Source organism: Bdellovibrio bacteriovorus (assembly GCF_002208115.1).
Classification (GTDB): Bacteria; Bdellovibrionota; Bdellovibrionia; order Bdellovibrionales; family Bdellovibrionaceae; genus Bdellovibrio; species Bdellovibrio bacteriovorus_C.
Genome location: NZ_CP020946.1, coordinates 2,630,580 through 2,649,954, shown reverse-complemented (window position 1 = coordinate 2,649,954; position 19,375 = coordinate 2,630,580). Strand labels below are relative to the sequence as shown.

The 19,375-nt window shown below is 49.5% G+C and carries 23 protein-coding genes and 1 tRNA gene; 13 read left to right on the top strand and 11 right to left on the bottom strand.

Translation table 11 applies throughout. The annotated features are described in order from the left end of the window. Window positions 1–21 precede the first annotated feature (21 nt). On the top strand, window positions 22–903 hold the full coding sequence (locus B9G79_RS12740) for a phosphatase domain-containing putative toxin (protein WP_088565844.1): 882 nt from the start codon (window positions 22–24) through the stop codon (window positions 901–903). After that, window positions 900–1,334 (top strand): hypothetical protein, encoded by a 435-nt coding sequence (locus B9G79_RS12735; protein ID WP_088565843.1) that lies wholly within the window; start codon window positions 900–902, stop codon window positions 1,332–1,334. The genes B9G79_RS12740 and B9G79_RS12735 overlap by 4 nt, the downstream gene beginning before the upstream one ends. Here B9G79_RS12735 and B9G79_RS12730 read toward each other — a convergent pair. Further along, window positions 1,331–2,896 carry a pseudouridine synthase gene (locus tag B9G79_RS12730; protein ID WP_088565842.1) on the bottom strand — a complete coding sequence of 522 codons (1,566 nt, stop codon included), beginning with the start codon at window positions 2,894–2,896 and terminating at the stop codon, window positions 1,331–1,333. The two genes, B9G79_RS12735 and B9G79_RS12730, sit on opposite strands and share 4 nt — an antisense overlap. A 196-nt stretch (window positions 2,897–3,092) precedes the next feature. Between B9G79_RS12730 and B9G79_RS12725 the strand changes: the two genes are divergently transcribed. The 3 genes from B9G79_RS12725 to B9G79_RS12715 all read left to right on the top strand — a co-directional run bounded on the left by B9G79_RS12725 (window position 3,093) and on the right by B9G79_RS12715 (window position 5,377). Beyond that, entirely contained in the window at window positions 3,093–3,683 is a 591-nt protein-coding gene (locus B9G79_RS12725; protein WP_088565841.1) for a LemA family protein, read from the top strand. 13 nt (window positions 3,684–3,696) lie between these two features. Then, window positions 3,697–4,458, top strand: coding sequence for a TPM domain-containing protein (locus B9G79_RS12720; protein WP_088565840.1), 762 nt, complete (start codon window positions 3,697–3,699; stop codon window positions 4,456–4,458). Window positions 4,459–4,729: 271 nt separating this feature from the next. Then, window positions 4,730–5,377 (top strand): TPM domain-containing protein, encoded by a 648-nt coding sequence (locus tag B9G79_RS12715; RefSeq protein ID WP_088565839.1) that lies wholly within the window; start codon window positions 4,730–4,732, stop codon window positions 5,375–5,377. 11 nt (window positions 5,378–5,388) lie between these two features. Here B9G79_RS12715 and B9G79_RS12710 read toward each other — a convergent pair whose 3' ends face one another. Then, entirely contained in the window at window positions 5,389–5,991 is a 603-nt protein-coding gene (locus tag B9G79_RS12710) for an ATP-dependent Clp protease proteolytic subunit (protein ID WP_088565838.1), read from the bottom strand. A gap of 51 nt (window positions 5,992–6,042) precedes the next feature. On the opposite strand from B9G79_RS12710, the gene B9G79_RS12705 reads away from it, so the two are divergent. Both B9G79_RS12705 and B9G79_RS12700 read left to right on the top strand, forming a co-directional pair. Further along, the gene (locus B9G79_RS12705; RefSeq protein WP_088565837.1) at window positions 6,043–6,648 is read left to right on the top strand and encodes a TetR/AcrR family transcriptional regulator; all 606 of its coding nucleotides are present in this window, start codon (window positions 6,043–6,045) and stop codon (window positions 6,646–6,648) included. A 69-nt stretch (window positions 6,649–6,717) separates the two neighbouring features. Then, window positions 6,718–6,793 (top strand) — tRNA-Arg (locus tag B9G79_RS12700). Window positions 6,794–6,845: 52 nt separating this feature from the next. Here the strand turns inward: B9G79_RS12700 and B9G79_RS12695 are convergent. The 3 genes from B9G79_RS12695 to B9G79_RS12685 form a co-directional block, all read right to left on the bottom strand. Beyond that, on the bottom strand, window positions 6,846–7,286 hold the full coding sequence (locus tag B9G79_RS12695; RefSeq protein ID WP_088565836.1) for a hypothetical protein: 441 nt from the start codon (window positions 7,284–7,286) through the stop codon (window positions 6,846–6,848). Between the two features lie 17 nt (window positions 7,287–7,303). Next, the gene (locus tag B9G79_RS12690) at window positions 7,304–7,597 is read right to left on the bottom strand and encodes a hypothetical protein (protein ID WP_088565835.1); all 294 of its coding nucleotides are present in this window, start codon (window positions 7,595–7,597) and stop codon (window positions 7,304–7,306) included. Window positions 7,598–7,757: 160 nt separating this feature from the next. Then, window positions 7,758–8,648, bottom strand: coding sequence for a LysR family transcriptional regulator (locus B9G79_RS12685; RefSeq protein ID WP_088565834.1), 891 nt, complete (start codon window positions 8,646–8,648; stop codon window positions 7,758–7,760). Window positions 8,649–8,739: 91 nt separating this feature from the next. On the opposite strand from B9G79_RS12685, the gene B9G79_RS12680 reads away from it, so the two are divergent. Then, window positions 8,740–9,921, top strand: a complete 1,182-nt coding sequence (locus B9G79_RS12680) for an MFS transporter (RefSeq protein ID WP_232468649.1) — start codon at window positions 8,740–8,742, stop codon at window positions 9,919–9,921. Window positions 9,922–10,070: 149 nt separating this feature from the next. Here B9G79_RS12680 and B9G79_RS12675 read toward each other — a convergent pair whose 3' ends face one another. Continuing rightward, window positions 10,071–10,616, bottom strand: coding sequence for a hypothetical protein (locus B9G79_RS12675; protein WP_088565832.1), 546 nt, complete (start codon window positions 10,614–10,616; stop codon window positions 10,071–10,073). 194 nt (window positions 10,617–10,810) lie between these two features. On the opposite strand from B9G79_RS12675, the gene B9G79_RS12670 reads away from it, so the two are divergent. Both B9G79_RS12670 and B9G79_RS12665 read left to right on the top strand, forming a co-directional pair. Next, a complete protein-coding gene (locus B9G79_RS12670) occupies window positions 10,811–11,401 on the top strand; it encodes a YdeI/OmpD-associated family protein (RefSeq protein ID WP_088565831.1) in 591 nt (196 codons plus the stop codon). A gap of 217 nt (window positions 11,402–11,618) precedes the next feature. Beyond that, complete coding sequence (locus B9G79_RS12665; protein WP_088565830.1) at window positions 11,619–12,713, top strand: hypothetical protein; 1,095 nt, start codon at window positions 11,619–11,621, stop codon at window positions 12,711–12,713. 47 nt (window positions 12,714–12,760) lie between these two features. Here the strand turns inward: B9G79_RS12665 and B9G79_RS12660 are convergent, their stop codons facing one another. Then, window positions 12,761–13,114, bottom strand: coding sequence for a hypothetical protein (locus B9G79_RS12660; RefSeq protein ID WP_088565829.1), 354 nt, complete (start codon window positions 13,112–13,114; stop codon window positions 12,761–12,763). Window positions 13,115–13,289: 175 nt separating this feature from the next. Here B9G79_RS12660 and B9G79_RS12655 point away from each other — a divergent pair, with 175 nt between their 5' ends. Then, on the top strand, window positions 13,290–13,646 hold the full coding sequence (locus B9G79_RS12655; protein WP_088565828.1) for a hypothetical protein: 357 nt from the start codon (window positions 13,290–13,292) through the stop codon (window positions 13,644–13,646). Continuing rightward, window positions 13,630–13,965 carry a hypothetical protein gene (locus B9G79_RS12650; protein WP_088565827.1) on the top strand — a complete coding sequence of 112 codons (336 nt, stop codon included), beginning with the start codon at window positions 13,630–13,632 and terminating at the stop codon, window positions 13,963–13,965. Before B9G79_RS12655 ends, B9G79_RS12650 begins: the two co-directional genes overlap by 17 nt. On the opposite strand, the gene B9G79_RS12645 is transcribed toward B9G79_RS12650, so the two are convergent. The 3 genes from B9G79_RS12645 to B9G79_RS12635 form a co-directional block, all read right to left on the bottom strand. Continuing rightward, window positions 13,962–14,567 carry a hypothetical protein gene (locus B9G79_RS12645; RefSeq protein WP_088565826.1) on the bottom strand — a complete coding sequence of 202 codons (606 nt, stop codon included), beginning with the start codon at window positions 14,565–14,567 and terminating at the stop codon, window positions 13,962–13,964. The two genes, B9G79_RS12650 and B9G79_RS12645, sit on opposite strands and share 4 nt — an antisense overlap. Then, window positions 14,564–15,325 carry a TIGR02147 family protein gene (locus B9G79_RS12640; RefSeq protein ID WP_088565825.1) on the bottom strand — a complete coding sequence of 254 codons (762 nt, stop codon included), beginning with the start codon at window positions 15,323–15,325 and terminating at the stop codon, window positions 14,564–14,566. Before B9G79_RS12640 ends, B9G79_RS12645 begins: the two co-directional genes overlap by 4 nt. A 171-nt stretch (window positions 15,326–15,496) precedes the next feature. Then, complete coding sequence (locus tag B9G79_RS12635) at window positions 15,497–16,294, bottom strand: hypothetical protein (RefSeq protein WP_198298009.1); 798 nt, start codon at window positions 16,292–16,294, stop codon at window positions 15,497–15,499. 340 nt (window positions 16,295–16,634) lie between these two features. On the opposite strand from B9G79_RS12635, the gene B9G79_RS12630 reads away from it, so the two are divergent. Beyond that, entirely contained in the window at window positions 16,635–18,344 is a 1,710-nt protein-coding gene (locus B9G79_RS12630; RefSeq protein WP_088565824.1) for an ABC transporter ATP-binding protein, read from the top strand. Window positions 18,345–18,412: 68 nt separating this feature from the next. Here B9G79_RS12630 and B9G79_RS12625 read toward each other — a convergent pair whose 3' ends face one another. Beyond that, window positions 18,413–19,375, bottom strand: a complete 963-nt coding sequence (locus B9G79_RS12625; RefSeq protein WP_088565823.1) for an ROK family protein — start codon at window positions 19,373–19,375, stop codon at window positions 18,413–18,415.

Genomic DNA, 19,375 nt, shown 5'->3' with positions numbered 1-19,375 from the left:
TTGGAAAGAAAGGGGACCCCCATGAAGAAACTGCTTTTGCTTCCCGTTCTGTTTGCGGTTGCCGCCTGTGCGGAAAAGACCGTAAGCCTTAAGCCGGATAAACCGGTCAGCACTAAAATTCCTTTTTTCATGACAAGGCCTCAGCCGACAACTCCGGTAGAGCTGGTGTTTGATAAAGACCATGCAGCGCCAAAGCCCATGAATTATCGCAAGAGTGATTCTTTGCGAATGTCCGGAAGTGCCACGTTCAGTCCGAAGGCGCTGAAAGAAGTTGCTAAGCCCGTTAAAAAGAACAAGGCCTCTTTGTACGTCTTTGACCTGCGCCAGGAATCCCACGGCCTGATCAATGACATCCCGGTGACCTGGTACGCCGACCGTGACTGGGCCAATGCGGATCTAAACCATGAAGAAGCTGTTCGCCGCGAACGCCGCTTGTTGGGGGATCTGCGTGTGGGGGATACGGTGGGGACGACCGCTATTCAAAGCATTGAAACCGAAGAAAGCATGATCCGCACCGGGGGCCATCAGTACGTGCGTCTGACCGTGACGGATCACGTGCGCCCGGTGGATTCTGAAGTGGATCGTTTTATTGAAAGCGTGCGCGCGCTGCCGGAAAATGCCTGGGTGCACTTCCACTGTCGTGCCGGTAAGGGGCGTACAACCACATTTATGGTTTTGTATGACATGTTAAAAAATGCCAAGACCGTTTCGTTTGATGAAATCATCAAGCGCAATACCGAACTCAGTAACGACTATGATGTGCTGACCGTGCCTGCCGATGAAAAGGACTGGAAATATCCTTATCAGAAAGAGCGTGCGGCATTCGTTACCGAGTTCTATAATTATGCCAAAGCCCATCCCAACGGAGAGGGCATGCTTTGGGGTGAGTGGGTGCTAAGATGAAATATTTGATGATGGTGGCTGTAGCCCTGGTGTTGTCAGCCTGTGCGACCAAGAAAACGAAAGATCTGGATTTTGATGATCTGCCGGCAGAAAAGAAAGCCGCAGCAAAATCGTCCAAGTCAGATAAGTCTCCCAAGGCTGACGCAAATCCTGCCGAGATGGCCCGCAACTCTGGAATCGTGGTGGACCCACAGGATCTGGCGCTCTTGGACCGCATGACCAAGGCGGTGGAACTTTACGTGCACAAAGGCAACAAAAAGGAGTTCAACACTCTTTGCAAGGACAAGCGTTTTGATTGCTTCGTGAATGACAAGTACCACCCAGCAAAAAAGAAGAAAACCGCACGCGGAATTCCTCCCTATGCCAGCGGCTCTAAAATGGGCCTGCAAGGGGAGGAGCGCATTCAGCTTCGGTACGAGTTTTATCCTTAGTTTTTTCTTAAGATGATGGACTTCATCAGGGGCTCCTGATCCGGGAGCTCAAAGTCCAATCCTTGTGCCGGGGCCGGCAGAATCTTGAATGAAAAATCTTTTTTCAGTTTGTTCAGGCGCAGGTGCAGATCCCCTGTCGTCCATTTCTCGTAGTTGGTGCAGAACAGCAGCAGACCGTCTTTTTGCAGGCAGTACATGCAGTTGATCAGCAGCTCGTCAAAGTTCTTGCTGATGGAGAAGACGCCGTTTTTGGATCGCCCGAAAGAGGGTGGATCACAAACGATCATGCCAAATTTTCTTTTGCGACGGATGGTGCCCTTCAGGAACAGGATGCAGTCCTGCACCCAGAACTCGTGATTTTCCGCCTCAGGGTCAAGGCCATTGATGGTGAAGTTGTGTTTGCTCCAGTCGATGAAGTTCTGGGACACGTCCACGGTGCAGACTTCGCGTGCGCCAGCCAAAGCTGACACCACACTGAATCCACTGGTGTAAGAGAACAAATTCAAAACACTGCGGCCTTCGGCGTGATTCTTGACCCACAGGCGGTTTTCACGCTGATCCAGGAACAGGCCCGGCGACAGGCCGGTGTCGCTGCGCAGATCATAGATCACACCGTTTTCCTTGGCCTGCCAGCGCGAAGCGGTGTTGCCGATATGCCAAAGCAGCTCAGCATTCGGGTCTTCCCCGCGATTGAGCATCTTTCGGACAAGAATCTTTTTGTGATATTTCTTTGCGATTTTTTCAAAGCGCAACAAATCCTGAACCGTCGGGTCGGATTCTTTATACCAGTAAACCCACAGGTATTCGCCGTACTGGTCGATGCGGTAAGTGTCCAGTTCGCGGTGGGCAAGGCGCAGGCATTCGTCAGTCAAAGTTGAAAACTTGTACATGCGCTCGCGGCGCTGGAAAGCTTCATTCAGGATTTGCTCTTCCGGATCCGTCGTGAAGTCGTCTTCGGCCCAGCCGGGAAGTGGGGTTTCATAACGGACTTTCTGGCCATTTAATTCAAAGCCCAAAACTTGCGAGTGCAGGCACAGACGGAAATGGTTGGTGCCATTGTGATCGCTGTCACCCAGAACGGCGATGCCATTGGCTTCGGCATGCAGACGGATCTGGTGTGGTTTACCCGTGTGAGGCACCGCTTCCCACAACTGGTAAGGACCCAATGCTTTCACCCACTTGAAACTGGTTTTGGAATTGGGCTCCTGGGTTTCGCGGCTGACGAAGACGTTTTTTTCCTTCTGGATGAAGGATTCATAGGTGAATTCAGTGCGGGCGATTTTTTTGTCGGTCAGGAAAAGGTACTTCTTTTCGACCTTGTGCTGTTCAAAGGCTTGGGTCAGCTGAGCGGCAATTTCAGAACTGGTGGCAAAGACCAAAGCGCCGGAAGTGGCTTTGTCCAGACGATGCACGGTGTAGAGCTTGCGATCCAGTTCTTCTTCATAAATTTCGACACAGCCGCGCTGACCATACTCCGGCGTATGGGTGTTCAGACCTGCAATCTTGTCAACGAAGATGCAGCCCGCTATTTCGGTGTGTTGAAGCTTAATTATCCGTGTCATCCGACTACTATAATTCGGTTTTTATTGTGGGTCACTGGGAGATTCGTTAGAACTTATAGCTGGACCTCGCCGCTCAGACAGTCCTCGTTCGTGTTTTTTTGGCGGTGGCTTCGCGGAGGCTGTTTTACCTCACTGCGGAACTCGCGTCGATGTCCAGCTATAAGTTCTAACGAATCTAACGGAGGCCTTTGTTTTTATGAAAAACCGTATTCTAGTTCTTGCTTTGATGTTGATGCCGTTTTTGGCAGGTTGTGGGATTCAATCTCTTCCTCAATCTAAGAATGCGACTGAGGCGGCTTTGGCTGAGGTCAACAATCAATACAAACGTCGGGCTGATTTGATTCCGAATCTGGTGAATGTTGTTAAGGGTTATGCCAAACACGAAGAGGCTACTTTGACAGCGGTGACGGAAGCTCGTGCCAAAGCGACGGCTATGCAGATTGATCCTTCCAAAGTGACGCCAGAGCAGTTGGCGAAATTCCAACAGGCGCAAAGTGGCTTGTCTCAAGCTTTGGGTCGTTTGATGGTGGTGTCTGAGCAGTATCCTCAGTTGAAAGCGGATCAGAACTTCCGTGATCTTCAGGCGCAGTTGGAAGGCACTGAAAACCGCATCACAATTGCTCGCCAAAGATACATCGAGTCTATCAACGTGTTTAACAACCAGGTCAGCGTTCCGCCGACAAGCTGGACAAATGCGATCATGTATCACTTCGAAAAAATGCCTCAATGGGATATGACTCCGGAAGAAAAGGCTTCTGCTGAAAAAGCTCCGGAAGTGAAGTTCTAGTTTGTCAGGGAACATGCGTTTACTGACAGTTTCCTTTTTTGCTTTCTTCTTGGCCCTGGGTGTTTCCGCCCGGGCTGAGTTTAAGGTTCCTACGCTGACCGGTCCGGTGATGGACGAGGTGGGCTATCTTTCCCGCAATGATCGTCAAGAGCTGATGCAGCTTCTTTATGACTTCAACAAACGCGGGGTCGCTCAAGTTCAGGTTTTGATCGTTCCCACTTTGGATGGCACACCCATCGAGATGGCTTCTATTGCGGTCACCGACAAATGGAAGCTCGGCGACGAGAAAAAAGACAACGGCGTTTTGTTCCTGATTGCCGCCAATGATCGCAAGCTGCGCATCGAAGTCGGGCAGGGCCTTGAAGGTGCCATTCCCGATGTGATCGCCAGCCGGATCATCCGTGATCAGGTGGTGCCGCTTTTCCGCGCCCGTCAGTTTTCTGCCGGGATCGTTCTGGGCACGCATGAAATCCTGCGCCTGGCGGATAAAGAGTTCGCAGAACAAAACGGATTGCAGGAAGGTGTTCCTGCAAAAAGTGACCGTGACGGTTCCGGCGGTGATATTCCTATTGGTGTGATCATCATTCTCTTCATCATTATTTCTATCCTGGGTCGCTTTGGTGGCGGTCGTGGACGTCATCTTCGTGGTGGCGGCTGGGGCGGTGGCTATGGCGGCGGTGGGGGATGTGGGGGATGGTCTTCTGGTGGCGGCGGAGGCGGCTGGTCCGGAGGCGGCGGTGGCTTCAGCGGCGGGGGCTCATCCGGCAGTTGGTAATGCCGTTACTCTCGGTCCTTGGCTTGGGCTATGGCCTTAGTGCCTTGCTCGCTCGGACAGTCCTCGCTCTTTTTGTTTTTTTGTGGCTGCCGCTGGTGGAATTTGGTTCGCTGCGGAACTCGCGCTCAAGGCACTAAGGCCATAGCCCAAGCCAAGGCGGAGTACCGGCTTTCAACCTAGGATTCGCCTTGTTGCTTAAAGCCTAGCCTTGGGTGTGCTGAAGTCGTTTTGGCGGGTTTTGGAAGCGTAATTGTTTTTTTGAGGGAACTTTATGAGTTGGATTAATAAATATCTTTCTGAGGCGGATCTTGCGCGGATTGAGGCTTCTATTTCCAAGGTGGAGGAAACCACTTCGGGAGAGATTGTTCCTGTAATTGTTCGTCGTTCTTCCGCAGTGGGGCATGTGCCTTTGACGCTGACTTTGCTTTTGACTCTGCTTTTGGTCATTGTTGAGTTTCCGTTCAGTGACTGGTTGTGGGTGACTCCTTGGGTTTACCTGTGGCCGGTGATTGTCGTGGTCTTCTTTGGTCTTTCGCAGGTGTTGGCCAAGTCCAAGTGGATTCAGAAAGTGTTTGTGCCTGAAAAGGACGAGCTGGATTCAGTCCATCGTCGTGCTCATCTGGAATTTTATCTGAACCGCATCCATCGCACCGAAAATGGGACGGGGGTTTTGATCTTCGTTTCAGTGATGGAAAAAAAGGCGGTCGTGCTGGCGGATGAAGGTATTTCCCAAAAGCTTCCGAAAGAACACTGGGACGATATCCTGGGTATGCTTGGTAAACATCTGCATGACGGCAAGTGGGCGGATGGATTTGTAGCGGCGATTGAAGCCTGCGGCAAGGACCTTCAAACTCACTTCCCGGTCAATTCCGGTAAAGCCAACGAACTTAAAAATCATCTTATCGTCAAAGATATCTGATCGGCCCGGTCTCACCCCAATTTTTTCCGAGGTGGCACGACGTGATCCACCAGACGAAAAGCCTTGGCCTCGTCGGCACTCATGTAGTGGTCGCGCTCCATGATCTGTTCTAAATGTTCAACCTTTTGCCCCGTGTGTGCGGCATAGATCCCTGTCATTTTCTTCTTTGTTCGCACAAGCTCGCGTGCATGAATTTCGATATCGGTCACCTGACCGCCAAGGCCCCCATCCCCCAGGTGCGGCTGATGTAACAGAATACGACTGTTCGGCATCGCGTGGCGCTTTCCGGGGGTGCCGGCCATTAGTAAAAATGACCCCATGCTGGCAGCCATTCCCAGGCAGTAAGTGGCAACATCGCATTTTATAAACTGCATGACATCATAAATGGCCAGCCCAGCGGAGACAGACCCTCCAGGGGAGTTAATGTAAAGATGAATGTCTTTGTCAGGATCATTCACTTCCAAAAACAGCAGTTGCGCACAAAGGGACATCGCAACTTCGTCATTCACCACGGAACCCAGTATGACAATACGGTCTTTCAAAAGTCGGGAATAGATTTCATAACTGCGTTCCCCGGCGGACGTTGACTCAATAACGAACGGATTGATGGCCATAAGCACCTCCGCAGTTGATAATAAGTAAATATCCATTTACTATCTAGAACTATGGCTAGACCTAAAAAGACCAGTGATTCCGAAGTACTGTCCGCCGCCTTTGATGTCATTGCCCGGGAGGGTTTCGAATCATTTACTTTCGAGCAAGTCGCCAGGGCGACCCATCTTTCCCCGGCAGCCTTGGTGAAAAGATTTAAAAGCAAAAAACAAATGGCATTTCTGGCCCGCAACCAGAAGTGGGATGAGAATCTGGGGCGGGTGAATGCAGAAAAAATTCTGCAACTGAACGGACTGACTGGTCTGTTTGAATTTCTGCGCTTGATCGCCAAAAGCGTGGATTCGGACCGCTTGGGGGAACATCTCCGCTGGCTGGGAACCGAAGCTGAAGACCCCAAAGCGCGAAAAAAGGTCGCCGCCTATTTTGGAGAAACCAGAAAAATCATCCAGCGCCTTTTGGAAGAAGCTGTCGCCCGGAAAGAGCTGAAAAAAATCCCGGACGTCAAAGACTACGCCATGACTTTGGAAGCCCTTATCCAAGGGGCTATTTTTCAATTCGGTTTTTTAAATGAAAAAGGCATCCAAAAACACCTGACAAGCCGCATGACATCCGCTTTATGCCCTTACTTGGAACACGACACAGATTTCGTGAATTTGTAATGACGCCACGTTGCGCTAGCCCAAACCTTGCGTTCTTCCGGGCTTCATTGATAGTCTGGGGCCCTCTGTGCAGTCGTAGTTCAATGGATAGAGCACTTGGCTTCGAACCAAGGGGTTGCAGGTTCGAGTCCTGCCGACTGCACCATCCTTTTTAGCGCTGGCACAACTGCCGACTGCACCCCTTGTCGTTGGGGGATTTATTTAAGAGTGCTTAGGCCTTTAGAAGAACAAACTAAGTCAAAACAGTCGTCTTGGCCAAACTGAATGCCCGCGATTTTGATGTTGTTACGGGGGCCACAGATGGAGCCTGTGTATCGTTGGCGACCTGTTTTATCAAGATTCAAAGCTACGTCATCGGTTTCAATATAAAGGTCTTTATTAAAGCCAATTCCTTCGTCTTCCATTTTGCCTTCGCGACCGACCAACCAAGCGCGAGTAGCAATAGTATTTACTCCTGAATCAGTTTTAGCTGCTAACACGCCAAATGCGCTGCCAAAGCCATCGCCAGTAACATCAATAAGGCTGATCAAAACTTCACGACCAGCGCCATCTACGCCAGTGCAGTTAACTTGAACATTGCCTGCAGAAGCATAAGAGGTCACAAGCGTTGTAAAAATCATCGAGATAATTGTTTTCATCTGTAAGTCTCCTGGAATTACTGAGCAAGGAACTCGTTGATAATCTGATCTGCAGAGTCTTGTGAATACTCATGTGACAAAAGCAGCTGGGATAAATTGTAAATCTCTTCGTTACTTAAACGAGACTTTACACATTTGTCAGTCACTAGTGCTTCAACTGTTTTTACTTCGATAGCTTTATAAGGGAGATCAATAATTCTGAGTTGTTCAATTTGGGCTACGGTTTTCTTCGATGCAGTACAATCCTTGTTCGCAGCGAATGCCGAAGTCGAAGCTAAAATGAAAATAATAGATGCAAATACGGATTTCACAGAACCTCCTGCAGGCATGAATTAAAAGTATTCAAACAGATCGAATATACTTTAACCTGAGAGATCCTTCTTAAAATTTGCCAGAGGATGAAAATCTTCCAGGACTGTATTCTTAATGGACAGTCGAACCCTTTCTTCTTTAACGAGGCCTGGTTAAGCTCTACAAGGCTTTTTTCAGTTTTCCTTTTAGGAATTTGATGAAGACGTCGGCTCTCAATGATAACTGCGCGTTTTTGTAATAGATGGCGTGGATTTGCTCTTTTTGTTCCACGGCGGCGCCGGGCAGGACTTGAACCAAGTCGCCGCTTTCGCGTTCGGGGATTGTCATGAAGTCGCCAAGGCAGGCGATACCGACACCGCTTTTAACCAAGCGAAGAATTGTTTCTCCGCTGGAGGCGCTGAATTTTGCCTTGATAGGGTAGCGGGTGCCACCGCTGTATTTAAGCGGCCAATGGTTCAGCTTTTGGGGATCGGTAAAACCAATCAGGATATGATTCTGCAGGTCCTCGACACTTTTGGGGGTGCCATAGGCTTTCAGATACTGGGGACTCGCCAGAACTCGTCTTCGGCTTTGTCCCAGGCTGACAGCATGAAGGGACGAATCGGCAAGTTCTCCAATTCGAATGGCGACATCGATTCTGTTTTCGATCAGGTCAATATTGCGTTCACTGTTAAACAGCTCCACCTGTACTTCCGGGTACAGTTTGTGGAACTCATTCAGGTAAGGCACCACCGAATGCAGAATAAACGGCGAGGCTGAATCAATACGCAGAACCCCTGATGGAGTGCTTTTGGAACCCACGGATTCTTCGGCGTTTTCCAGGGCCTGAATGACTTCCCGGGAGCTTTGCAGAAATCTTTCACCCTCCGCAGTCAGATCAAGTTTACGTGTGGTTCTTCTTAGCAGCGTCACTCGCAGCTTTTTTTCCAGTCGGGCCAGGGTGCGGCTGATTCCGGAAGGAGTTTGATTCAGCTCCTCAGCGGCGGCGCTGATAGAGCCTGTGTCCACAATCGTTATAAAGGTTTGCAGCTCGTCCAGGGTTGTTTTCATTATTGACTCCGAATCAAATATATTTTGCCCATTCGTGACTAAATGGGCAACCCCAATCCTGATAGATTGGTGGTTATACAAGGAGGCTCAAATGCCTTTAGCAATATACGCACTGATGATCGGAGCGTTTGGAATTGGAACGACTGAATTTGTGATTATGGGATTGTTGCCCCAAATGGCCAAGGACCTGGGGGTGAGTCTTTCGTCAGCGGGACTGCTGGTTAGCGGTTATGCCCTGGGGGTGGCGATCGGGGCACCCGTGCTGTCACTGCTTTCTGCGAAGTGGCCAAAGAAGCGCGCTCTGGTGATTTTGATGGCGATCTTCACTCTGGGGAATCTGATTTGCGCCCTGGCGCCCAGTTATTCCATCTTGATGATCGCGCGGGTGTTAACATCCTTTGCGCACGGAACATTCTTTGGAATCGGATCAGTGCTTGCCACCAGTCTTGTAAAACCAAATCAAAGGGCCACGGCGATTGCTTTGATGTTTACCGGGCTGACCCTGGCGAACGTTTTGGGAGTTCCCTTTGGCACCTGGCTTGGTCAAAATTACGGATGGCATGCGACATTCTGGGCGGTGACTGCAGTGGGACCTTTGGCGATGGCGGCGTTGATCTTCTTTGTTCCTGCACAGAAAGAAACAGGTGATGCGGCAGGTATGGGTAAAGAAATCAGTGTTGTGATGAAACCGCAGGTTTTGCTAAGTCTGCTGTTGACTGTCTTTGGCTTCGCCGGGGTATTTGCCGTTTTCACTTACATTGCACCTATTCTGACGGACGTATCAGGGTTTGCAGTGGCGTCCGTTTCACCGATTCTGTTGCTGTTTGGTGCGGGGCTGGTCGTGGGAAATATTGTCGGTGGCAAGTGGGCGGATAAACACCTGAACCGCACTTTGGTGGGAACTCTGTTGTTGCTGTCTCTGGTTTTATTCGGGTTCACTTTCCTGATGGGTTATAAGCTGGCGGCATTGGCTTTGGTCACTCTGCTGGGCTTTGCTGGTTTTGCGACCGTTCCACCACTGCAAATGCGGGCGCTGGAACATGCGGCGGAAGCTCCGACCTTGGTGTCCGCTCTTAACATTGCTGCCTTCAATCTGGGTAATGCGCTAGGTGCCTGGGCAGGGGGAGTTTCCATCGATAATGGAAATCTGATAACGACAGCCTGGACGGCGCTGGGTATTTCATTGCTGGCCACACTGGTTGCTTACATCAGCGGAAAAGCAAGTGCGGGTTCGGTGGTGGTGAAGGCTGATCGAAGCCTGCTGGGACACTGACGCGGCAAAGGCCCGGCTTGCTGACCGTTCGAAATTTCATGAATTATCTGGGGTCAGCCTTCCGGCATGGCCTTGATGGATGTCCAAACCGGCAATGCAAAGTTGGTTCTTAAAGAAGTCGAGGGCGCAGTACTTGAACTGTAAACCGATCAGCAGCCCGAAGCTTCCATGATAATCGTATAGATAGTACCAGTGAAAGTATCGATGATCAGCAGGGCCGCGTATTGTCCGCCACACTGAACGGCCCCCACGGGGCCAACGCCATACTGAATGCCTTTAAGTTCATTCAGCAAAGAAAAGGCATGTTGGGCCTTCATATAGTTGTCAGCGAAAACCACTTTGTCGGCTGAGTTATTGTCACTGTATTCCAGACGCTGCTCCAGCACTGAAATCACATAAGATTTTGCGCCTTCGAGAGTGTCCGTGCCCCATTTGGTAGAGTCACCTTCCCAGGCGCTGTTGTCATTGACCCAGTTAAAGTCCTCTGCGGATTCCAGAGCACCTTCCTTGATCCCATATTCAATCATCATGGCTTTGATGTCTTTGTTAGGCTGAACCTGGGTCACCTTGGATTCTTCGGTGATAGAGGTCAGGATCTCCAGTGCATATTGCAGTTTGCGGGAAGTATAGTTGGCGTCTTTGGCAAAGGAGTTGATGGATAACAGCATGGTCATGGTAAAAATAAGTGCTTTCAATTTCGGCTCCGGTGGGGGTTGATGAAGATGCTTATAGAGGTTTCAAAGACATAAGTTAAATGACATAAGTTAAATTTATAAAAAATTAGTTAATATACGCGGAAAGAATGATGTCCTTTGCGGGGCTGTCTTTCCAGCATTTGTTTGATTCCTGAGGCCCCTCATAGCATCCTTTAAAGGCAAGGAGTGCTGTGATGAGTTCCAAAAATGCCAAAGTCGATGCCTTTATCAAGTCTGAAAAGAAGTGGAAAGACGAAGTACAGCTTATACGCCAGATTGCTTTGGACAGCGGTTTGACGGAAGACTTCAAATGGAGCCTGCCTTGTTATCTGCATGGGGATAAGAATATTGCCATCATCCAGAATTTTAAAGACTCCTGCGCCCTGATGTTCTTTCAGGGGAGTGAGCTTAAAGATGCCAAAAAACTGCTGAAGGCACCCGGGGCGAACTCTCAGTCTGCCAGACGTTTTGAATTCACCAGCGTGGCAGATATTACGAAAGTGAAGGCGGCCATTCGTTCCTATATCAAGGAAGCCGTCAAGATTTCTGAATCTGAAGTGAAAACCGAAAAGAAGCCGGCAAAGATGCCGGTGATGCCTGCAGAATTGAAACAGGCCCTGGATAAAAACAAGAAGCTGAAAGCGGCTTTTGAAAAACTGACCCCGGGTCGTCGTCGGATGTATTTGGTGCATTTCTCTTCCGCAAAACAATCGGCCACTCGCGCTTCTCGGGTGCAAAAGTGCATTCCAAAGATTTTGCAGGGCTTGGGATTGACGGATCGTTAGGCTGTCTGATGCTGTTTTTTCGTTGAGTTTTTCTTGAGAGTTAAACCGGTGTCAGCAATTAAAGCGGCCCATGGTCTTGAAGTGTCCACAGGTCATTTGACCAAAATTTCCTTCTTTATAGATCAAATGTGTAATTAGACTCGTTGTGAGTTTGCCTGCTTGTTAACATCTCCTCGGAGTCGTGTGAAACGAAATTCTTAGTTAACCAGGAGTAAAAGTGAAAGTGAAAGATCTAGTTACAGTTTCGGCGATGTTTGCAGGGACTACGGCACTCATCATGGGTTGCAGTGGAGGCGGCAGCGGCAGTTCCCCATCCACTACGAATCCTTTGGCGAATCTGAGCAGTGATATCACCACCCACATGTCTTCTGCAATTCCGACAACATCAGCATCTTTGGCACAAGGTGTGATCCGTCCGAAAGCGGCGGCGGCTTGGGATACACAGACTACACACATGAAAAGACCAGGCTGTTCTGAAGCTGCAGCATCCTTGAAACAATTCACTTTGGATTTGCTGGATTCAGATTATGAATGTGATGATTATACGCCATCCATATTTGGCAGATTCTCGCAGACAATGGTTATTCTTCAGGTTGTTGGTGACAACATTGATTTTGAAAATGGTGCTCCGAAAATGGGTATGCATACATTCACTGAAGACGTGCCAGTTGAGGGTGGTACTTTCCCGGTTGACTTCTCTGTGACCGTGGCGGCTGTGACATCTGATTATTTCGACGTAAAAATCAACGTAACTGGAACTGCGAGTGGCGAGACCATGATTTCTGGAAACACGATCTATTTCAAAAACCGTAACAACCAAACCAATATCATTGCTTCAGAAGACAATGGCGACAACAGACTTAGCTGGGATGTTTTGTATTGGAACCGTTCTACAGGTGCTATGACTTATACTTATGCAAGCAGAGATGAGGATACATCTGCCGCTGAAGTTCAAAAAATTGTGATCCAAGCTACAGGCGAGTCGCGCGTTGGCCACTCAATGCACAATGCCGGAGACAATGTCTTCTTTACAGCTGATTTTGCAAACGGTGCTGATTCTACAGAAGGAACTGTCGGATTTCGTCAGAGTGGAATGAATCTCATCACCGGTGAGTTCTGCGTGGACGTATCGGATTTGAGTGCTGTTGGAGGTGTTTGTGGTTCGGCTCCGGATATCGATGATTGGGTTCTTTTTGGCCATGTATTTAATAAATCCTATAACGACATGAAAGTCCTATTCGGCGCAAACGAAGCCGCATTGATGACAAACGTTCCTGACTTCAGCCTTACTAATTTCCATACAATTGACTAAGTCAGCTTGGTCTATGAATCGAAAAAGGCCTCCGAGGGAGGCTTTTTTTATAGGGGATTGCAATAGCCCGACAGGATAACACGATAGTTCTTGTCGGAGGTGAAGATCTCAAAAACGCCGTCCTGATAACCTTCGCGGTTGCAGGTCAGGGTTAGGCGATAACGGCAGGAAAGTCCCGAGCGCAGTTGTTTCGGGCAATCGCTGTTCACACTGAAACCCTGGCCGGTAATTGTATGTGAAATGTCATAAATGGTCCCAGAACTGTAATTAGTCAAAAGCATATCTTTTGAGCGTTCCGATCCCACCATCTGCATTCCAAAATCCATGCGAGATTCAACTTGCGCCGAAGCTGCAATTGGTGAAAGCAAGGCAAAGAACATCAAAGTTTTCAGACACTTCATAAGAACCTCCCAAGGTGACAATTCATTGGGCCTGCGCATGGATTTTCAGTCAAACTTTTGGCGGGGAAACAGAAATTTATCTGTTCACACCTTTTTGATGAAACAGGATCTGGTCGTGGGCTCGTTGACCGCTTCAGGGGGATTTGTAATCTGAAAGTCATCCCAAGGAGGATTCATGAAGAGCGTTTTGTTTGTCACCACGTTTTTGTTCGTCTTGCTGGCCAAAGCAGCTCCTGCGCCGGATCGCTGCAAAACCATCACTGAAACCCTCAAAGGCGTTCAACTTCAGCGCATCTGGCTTGAACAGGCGGGGATCTGCATGCTGTCGGTTTCTCCGACGGATGCTTATAAAACTATGGTGTACCGCGATTATGTGCTGACTGAAGACGGAATGTTCATGGTCTTTAATGCCTACGGGACGGACGGGCAGTTCGGGGCGCGGGACTTCTTCCTGTTTCCAAGAAAGCAGACGACGAGCAGCTATCAATGGGTCCCTGAAACAGATGAGCTGATCATTGCACGTTACCGGTGACAAATTCGTCTTTGATGTGAACAAGGCCGTATTGAAGTCGATTTCAGGTGCTGCCAAGGTGGTGGTGGATAAGGTCGCGACCAACAATAAAGGCGGGGTGTCCATCGTCGGCTATCAGGGGCAGATTCTGGATGTGGGCTTTGCGTTGAATCAGGACCCGGCGATGATCAAAGCCGGAAAGTCGGTGCTGACAGGAGCGCAAAGAAACTGTTCTTTGCGCAATCAGGATATTTTCAATTACATGAGTGACGGCGACGTGATTTTCAAATTCAAAAGGGACACCGACTTCCAGCGTCTGGTGTCCGCTTCCTGTCGTTAGAAAGAATGCATCAGCTCTGTGAACTTGCGACGGTCACGGAGCTGGGAATCAAGGTCGTGAAGGGCTTTGTTGATAAAGCGAACTTCGAAAGAGTTGGATTCCGGATTTTCCTCAAGGATGTCGCGATAGATGAATTCGTGCATCACCAAGGCGGCTTTTTGGTTTTCATCCAAAGAGCCCCAAACCAAAGAATCAATTTCGTACAACTGTTCACCGAAACGGGTTTCGTTGGTCTGAACGATGGCAATCTTCAGGCGGCAGCCGCGGCCCAGTTCCATATCACCCTGATCGTTCGGGCCTTCCAAAACAAAGGACGATTTCCAGCGGATTTGCTGTGGCCACTGTTTCAGCCATTGGGTGTATTTCAAAGCTTTCTGGGAATTCACCGGGCGGATGCGCGCGACCAAGTCAGAAACTTTGGCCTGATAGGATCTGGCCGGAGAGTACTGAACAGAAATCCCCTCTTCCTTGGCTTCGGCCAGTTCCAAAGCGACGGTCGGTTGGCTCAGGCAGCTCACCACGTAGCCTCCGTTGCGAACCACGTACTGCGCAAAGGCGCTGGGCGCCGCCAATAAAACGATAACAGCAATCAGATGTTTCATTCTTCTGTCTCCTTTTGCACGGCCGGCAGCAACTGCATGCCCAGCGTGTAGATTTCAGTGCATTCGCCTTGAGTCAGCTTTCCGTAAACCTTTTTCCAGGCCTTTTCGAGTTCTTTTTTTGCCCGGTCCAAATTTTTCGGATTTACAGCCATTGTCAGGTAAACCATTTCCCTTTTTTCAGTGGGAACCTGCGGGAAAATGTCAGTCGAGCGCTTCAGGGCCTCTTTGTGCAATTTTTGCACGTCAAAATTCGGAATGTCGCTTTCAGAGGCCAGGCTGCGCACGGTTTTCACGTAGGTGGTCGGGCTGTTCATTTCCACCAGCCCCAGTTGCAGGAGCTTGTTCATAACAACCTTCGTGCGGTCCGCCGGCACCCCGGTTTCAGCCGAAATCAGCCCCACATCCCATTCCTCGGTGTGCAGGTCCATCGCCGCCAGTACCAGGAAGAAATCGACGCTGGAAACTTCAGAGAACTCTGATTTGCTCAAAACACGCTCGATGGAATGAGTCGCTTTTTTGCGCTTTCTTTCAGAGTCAAACAGGGACTGGGCCTTTTGCACGTCCTCATCGGACAGGCGCAGGCCATTCACAAGCTTGCTGAAGTTGGCAGAGGAGATGGGACGCTTGTTATTGAAAATTTCAGACAGATGTCCTGGAGAAATTTCCACCCGTTGAGCCAGGGCACGCAATGAAAAACGCGGATTTGCCGCACGTCTTTCTTCAAACTTTACATGGAAAAACTTGTTCAACGTTTTCATTTGGCCAAGACACTTACCAACTCAGGTTGCACATGTATATGTCAATTGCGAGGTTTACCTGAGTTTAAGGCTTTTTGGCGGATGAACTGTTCGAAATTTCATGGCGAACACCAAAACGACAAAACCGGCTGTGGTGGCCGGTTTTGTAGGATTTACCTGACTTGAGGAATGCTATCCGTCCCAGGCTCCGTCGTCCGGGGTGTCGCTGATCTGCAGTGCTTTCCAGACTTCCTCGTTGTCGAAGAATTCCGCCTGCTTCACGTTCAGACGTTTTTCATCGTGGCAGGGAACGTAAGCGCTGATGGATCTTGAAATCTTTTTGGCTTTTCCACTGGCGGCCTGCGGGCGCAGAACATCCCAATAGGACTTGCGGCTGAACAGGGCATCATCCCGGCGCAACTGACCATTCAGCATGTCCAGGGTGCAGGCAAAAGTGTTGACCGGCGTTTTGCTGTCGCCTTTTTCGCAGGATTTTGCATAGACCTGCTCGCGGCCCACATGCAACTGCATCAGACCATACAGACTGCCGTTTGGTCCCTGGGCGGTGGCTTTGGGGTTGCAGGTGCTTTCGTAGTGGGTCATGGCATTGAAGATCAAAACCCAGAAGTTGGCCTTGTCGGTGGGCTTCATGATTTTATAGTTCGGACACAATTTATGGATGTCCGGAGAACCTTCCGCAAGGTGAGTGAAGTTTCCAGCCATGTACTCTTTGCGGATCGCGTGACCCCATTCTCCGATTTTGGTGCCAGTTGCATAGTTGTTACAGGACGGACCCCAATTGTACTTGTCGTTGATATCGTCAAGAACCGAAGCCACGAAGGTGAGATTGTCTTTCATTCTAAGGCCGTTGGGCGTTTCCACAAAGCAGTCGGTGCAGGTTCCGGCTTCGGTGCCGCTGGCAAAAGTGGGAGGATGATACAGGATCGCGGCCATAAGCATGGTGCTGATGCATGATGAAAGGATCTTCATTTAGGTTCCTCCTGATTTACCGGCTAGACCTAGGGCGTCATAGGGGTGCCCCCTTGAAAACGCCGTCTTCTATAGAGTCATCGGCCGATGGCTGGACCTTCTATACTGAAAAAATGACTAAATGTTCCCGTTGGGCCCGGAAACAGGACTTTTTAGGGAACATCTCAGTTCGAGACAGGGCAAAATCCTTTGAAAATCCAATAGGATTGAACACAATTTATTGACCATTTTGCCCGGATAAGCGATTCAGTGTTTCTGGAATTTGACCGTGGTCATTTCAGGGGTTTATTTGCCTTAAAAGGTGATAGAATCCTGAGGCCATCTGGAGAGACAAAAAAGAATGAGCAACACAAATATTATCGAAGTCCGCAATCTTGCTGTTGAGTTTAAAACCGAAGACGGGATTGTACAGGCCGTAAAGGGCATCTCTTTCAACCTTCCGAAAGGTAAAACTGTCGGGTTGGTGGGTGAGTCCGGTTCCGGAAAAAGTATCACGTCCCTGGCGATCATGCGTTTGATCGGAAATCCAGGCCGTGTTTCCAGCGGCGAAATTCTTTTTGAAGGCCAGGACCTGCTGAAAGTCTCTGAAAAGAAAATGCGTGAAATCCGTGGTGCACGCATCTCCATGATCTTCCAGGAGCCGATGACTTCTTTGAATCCGGTTCTGACGGTTGCGGATCAAATCACTGAAACCCTGATGCTTCACCAAAACCTGAACAAACAGCAGGCTTTGGACAAAGCTTTGGACCTTCTGAAGCAAGTGGGTATTCCGCACGCTGAAGAGCGTCTGTACTTCTATCCGCACAAATTCTCCGGTGGTCAGCGCCAGCGTATCATGATCGCGATGGCGATTGCTTGTAATCCGGATGTTTTGATCTGTGACGAACCAACCACAGCGTTGGACGTGACAATTCAAAAACAAATCCTGGATCTTCTGGCGGACATCCAAAAAAGAACCCACATGAGTCTTTTGTTCATCACGCACGATCTGGGCGTTGTTGCTGACATCGCTGATGAAGTGATTGTTATGAACAAAGGTGAGATCGTTGAACGTGGCGTTTCCAAAGAAATCTTCGACAACCCGAAGCACCCTTACACCAAAGGTCTTTTGGCGTGCCGTCCGTCTTTGGATGAAAACCCGGTTCGTCTTCCGGTTCTTTCTGACTTCATGAGCGCGACAGGTGAAGAAATCACTCCAGCGGCGCGCGTGTACACTCCGTCTAAAGAAATCGTTCGTGAAGACAAACTTATTCTTGAAGTGAATGACCTGAAAACCCACTTCCCTCACACGGGCGGTGTTCTGGGCCGTGTTCAGAGCTACACAAAAGCAGTGGACGGCGTCAGCTTCAAAGTTAAAAAGGGTCAGACCCTGGGTCTGGTGGGCGAATCCGGTTGCGGTAAAACCACTCTGGGCCGCACGCTGATGCGTTTGATTGAGCCGACGGATGGTCAGATCATCTTCGATGGTCAGGACATCACCAAGCTTGATTACAGCCAAATGCATCCGATCCGCAAAAAAATGCAGATCATCTTCCAGGATCCGTATGCCTCCCTGAATCCGCGTATGACTATCGGGACCATCCTGATGGAGCCAATGCAGATTCACAACATCGGTGACAACAACAATCAGCGCCGCGAAATCGCGGAAGAGATGCTGAAAAAAGTGGGCATGAGCCCGGCGATGATGAATCGTTACCCGCATGAGTTCTCTGGCGGTCAAAGACAGCGTATTTCCATCGCGCGTGCTTTGATGGTTCGCCCTGAATTCATCGTGTGTGACGAGTCCGTGTCCGCTCTGGATGTTTCCATCCAGGCGCAGATCCTGAACCTGTTGTTGGATCTTCAGGACGAGATGAACCTGACATACATCTTTATCTCTCACGATCTGTCTGTGGTGAAATTCATCTCGGACGAAGTGGCAGTGATGTTCGGTGGTAAGATCGTTGAGCACAACACGGCTCAGGCGATCTACGATGCCCCTCAACACGACTACACGAAGAAGCTTCTAAGCGCGATTCCAAAAGGGATCCCGAAAGAGCTGACAGTTTAGTTTATCAAAACATGAAAAGAAAAAGGCCGGTGATGAACCGGCCTTTTTTATTTGTTTTGGCTGTTGTCTTATTTTTTTCCGTAAAGGTGGGGCAGGAAGCCCGCGCCGATCACGCCTGCGTGGTTTTGGGTCTTGGCCACTTCGATCGGGCACTCAAAGACGGCCTTGCTTTGACGGACCATTTTTTTGTAGTGATCCTTCAGGTCTTTTAAGTACATGTTGCGAATCTTGATCAGGCCGCCACTTAAGAAGATTTTTTCAAGGTTGTAGCCGATAGAAAGATTGTAGCAAAGAATCGCCAGAGCCCAGGCCATTTCCTTGAACAGCACCTGGTATTTGGCATCGTTGGCAGCAATCAGTTCTTCTACAGAATTTCCAGTAAAGCCCATTTCGCGGGCACGACGCAGAAGACCCGTTCCGGACGCAATTCCTTCCACTGTGCAGTGATCAATTTTGTCCGGGGATTTCATCAGGCGCTGATAATCAACGACAATATGGCCGTACTCAGAGCCCATACCATCCGACTGGCCCGGCAGACCGTTAAAGATCACACCAGTACCCACACCCGTGCCGATCGTGACAATCGCAAAGGACTTCATTTTCTGAGCGCCACCAACCCAGCCTTCCGCCAAAGCCGCCGCCGTGGCGTCGTGCTGGAAGTACACCGGGGTCTTCCAGGTTTTGTGGATCTCTTTGGTCAACAGATCCAGGATCGGAACGATCTTCCAGCCTGGATAGTTTGCCGGATTCATCAGGGTGCCGGTTTCAGCATTCAAAGGACCTGCGCTGGCAAGGCCGATGCCCTTGAATACCGATGCTTTGGTTTCGTTCGGGAAGCGTTTTTTGAAATCCAAAGCGATGTCCGTCATCAGTTGAATCAGACGTTTTTGGGCTTTGGGAGCTGATTTTTCGCGGTTCATGTCGACTGGAACTTTGATGAAATCCAGCATTTCGCCGGTATCAGAAAGCAGCGCTGCTGCCAGTTTGGTTCCGCCCAGATCAAGACCGATGGTGTAGGTTTTCTTTTTCAT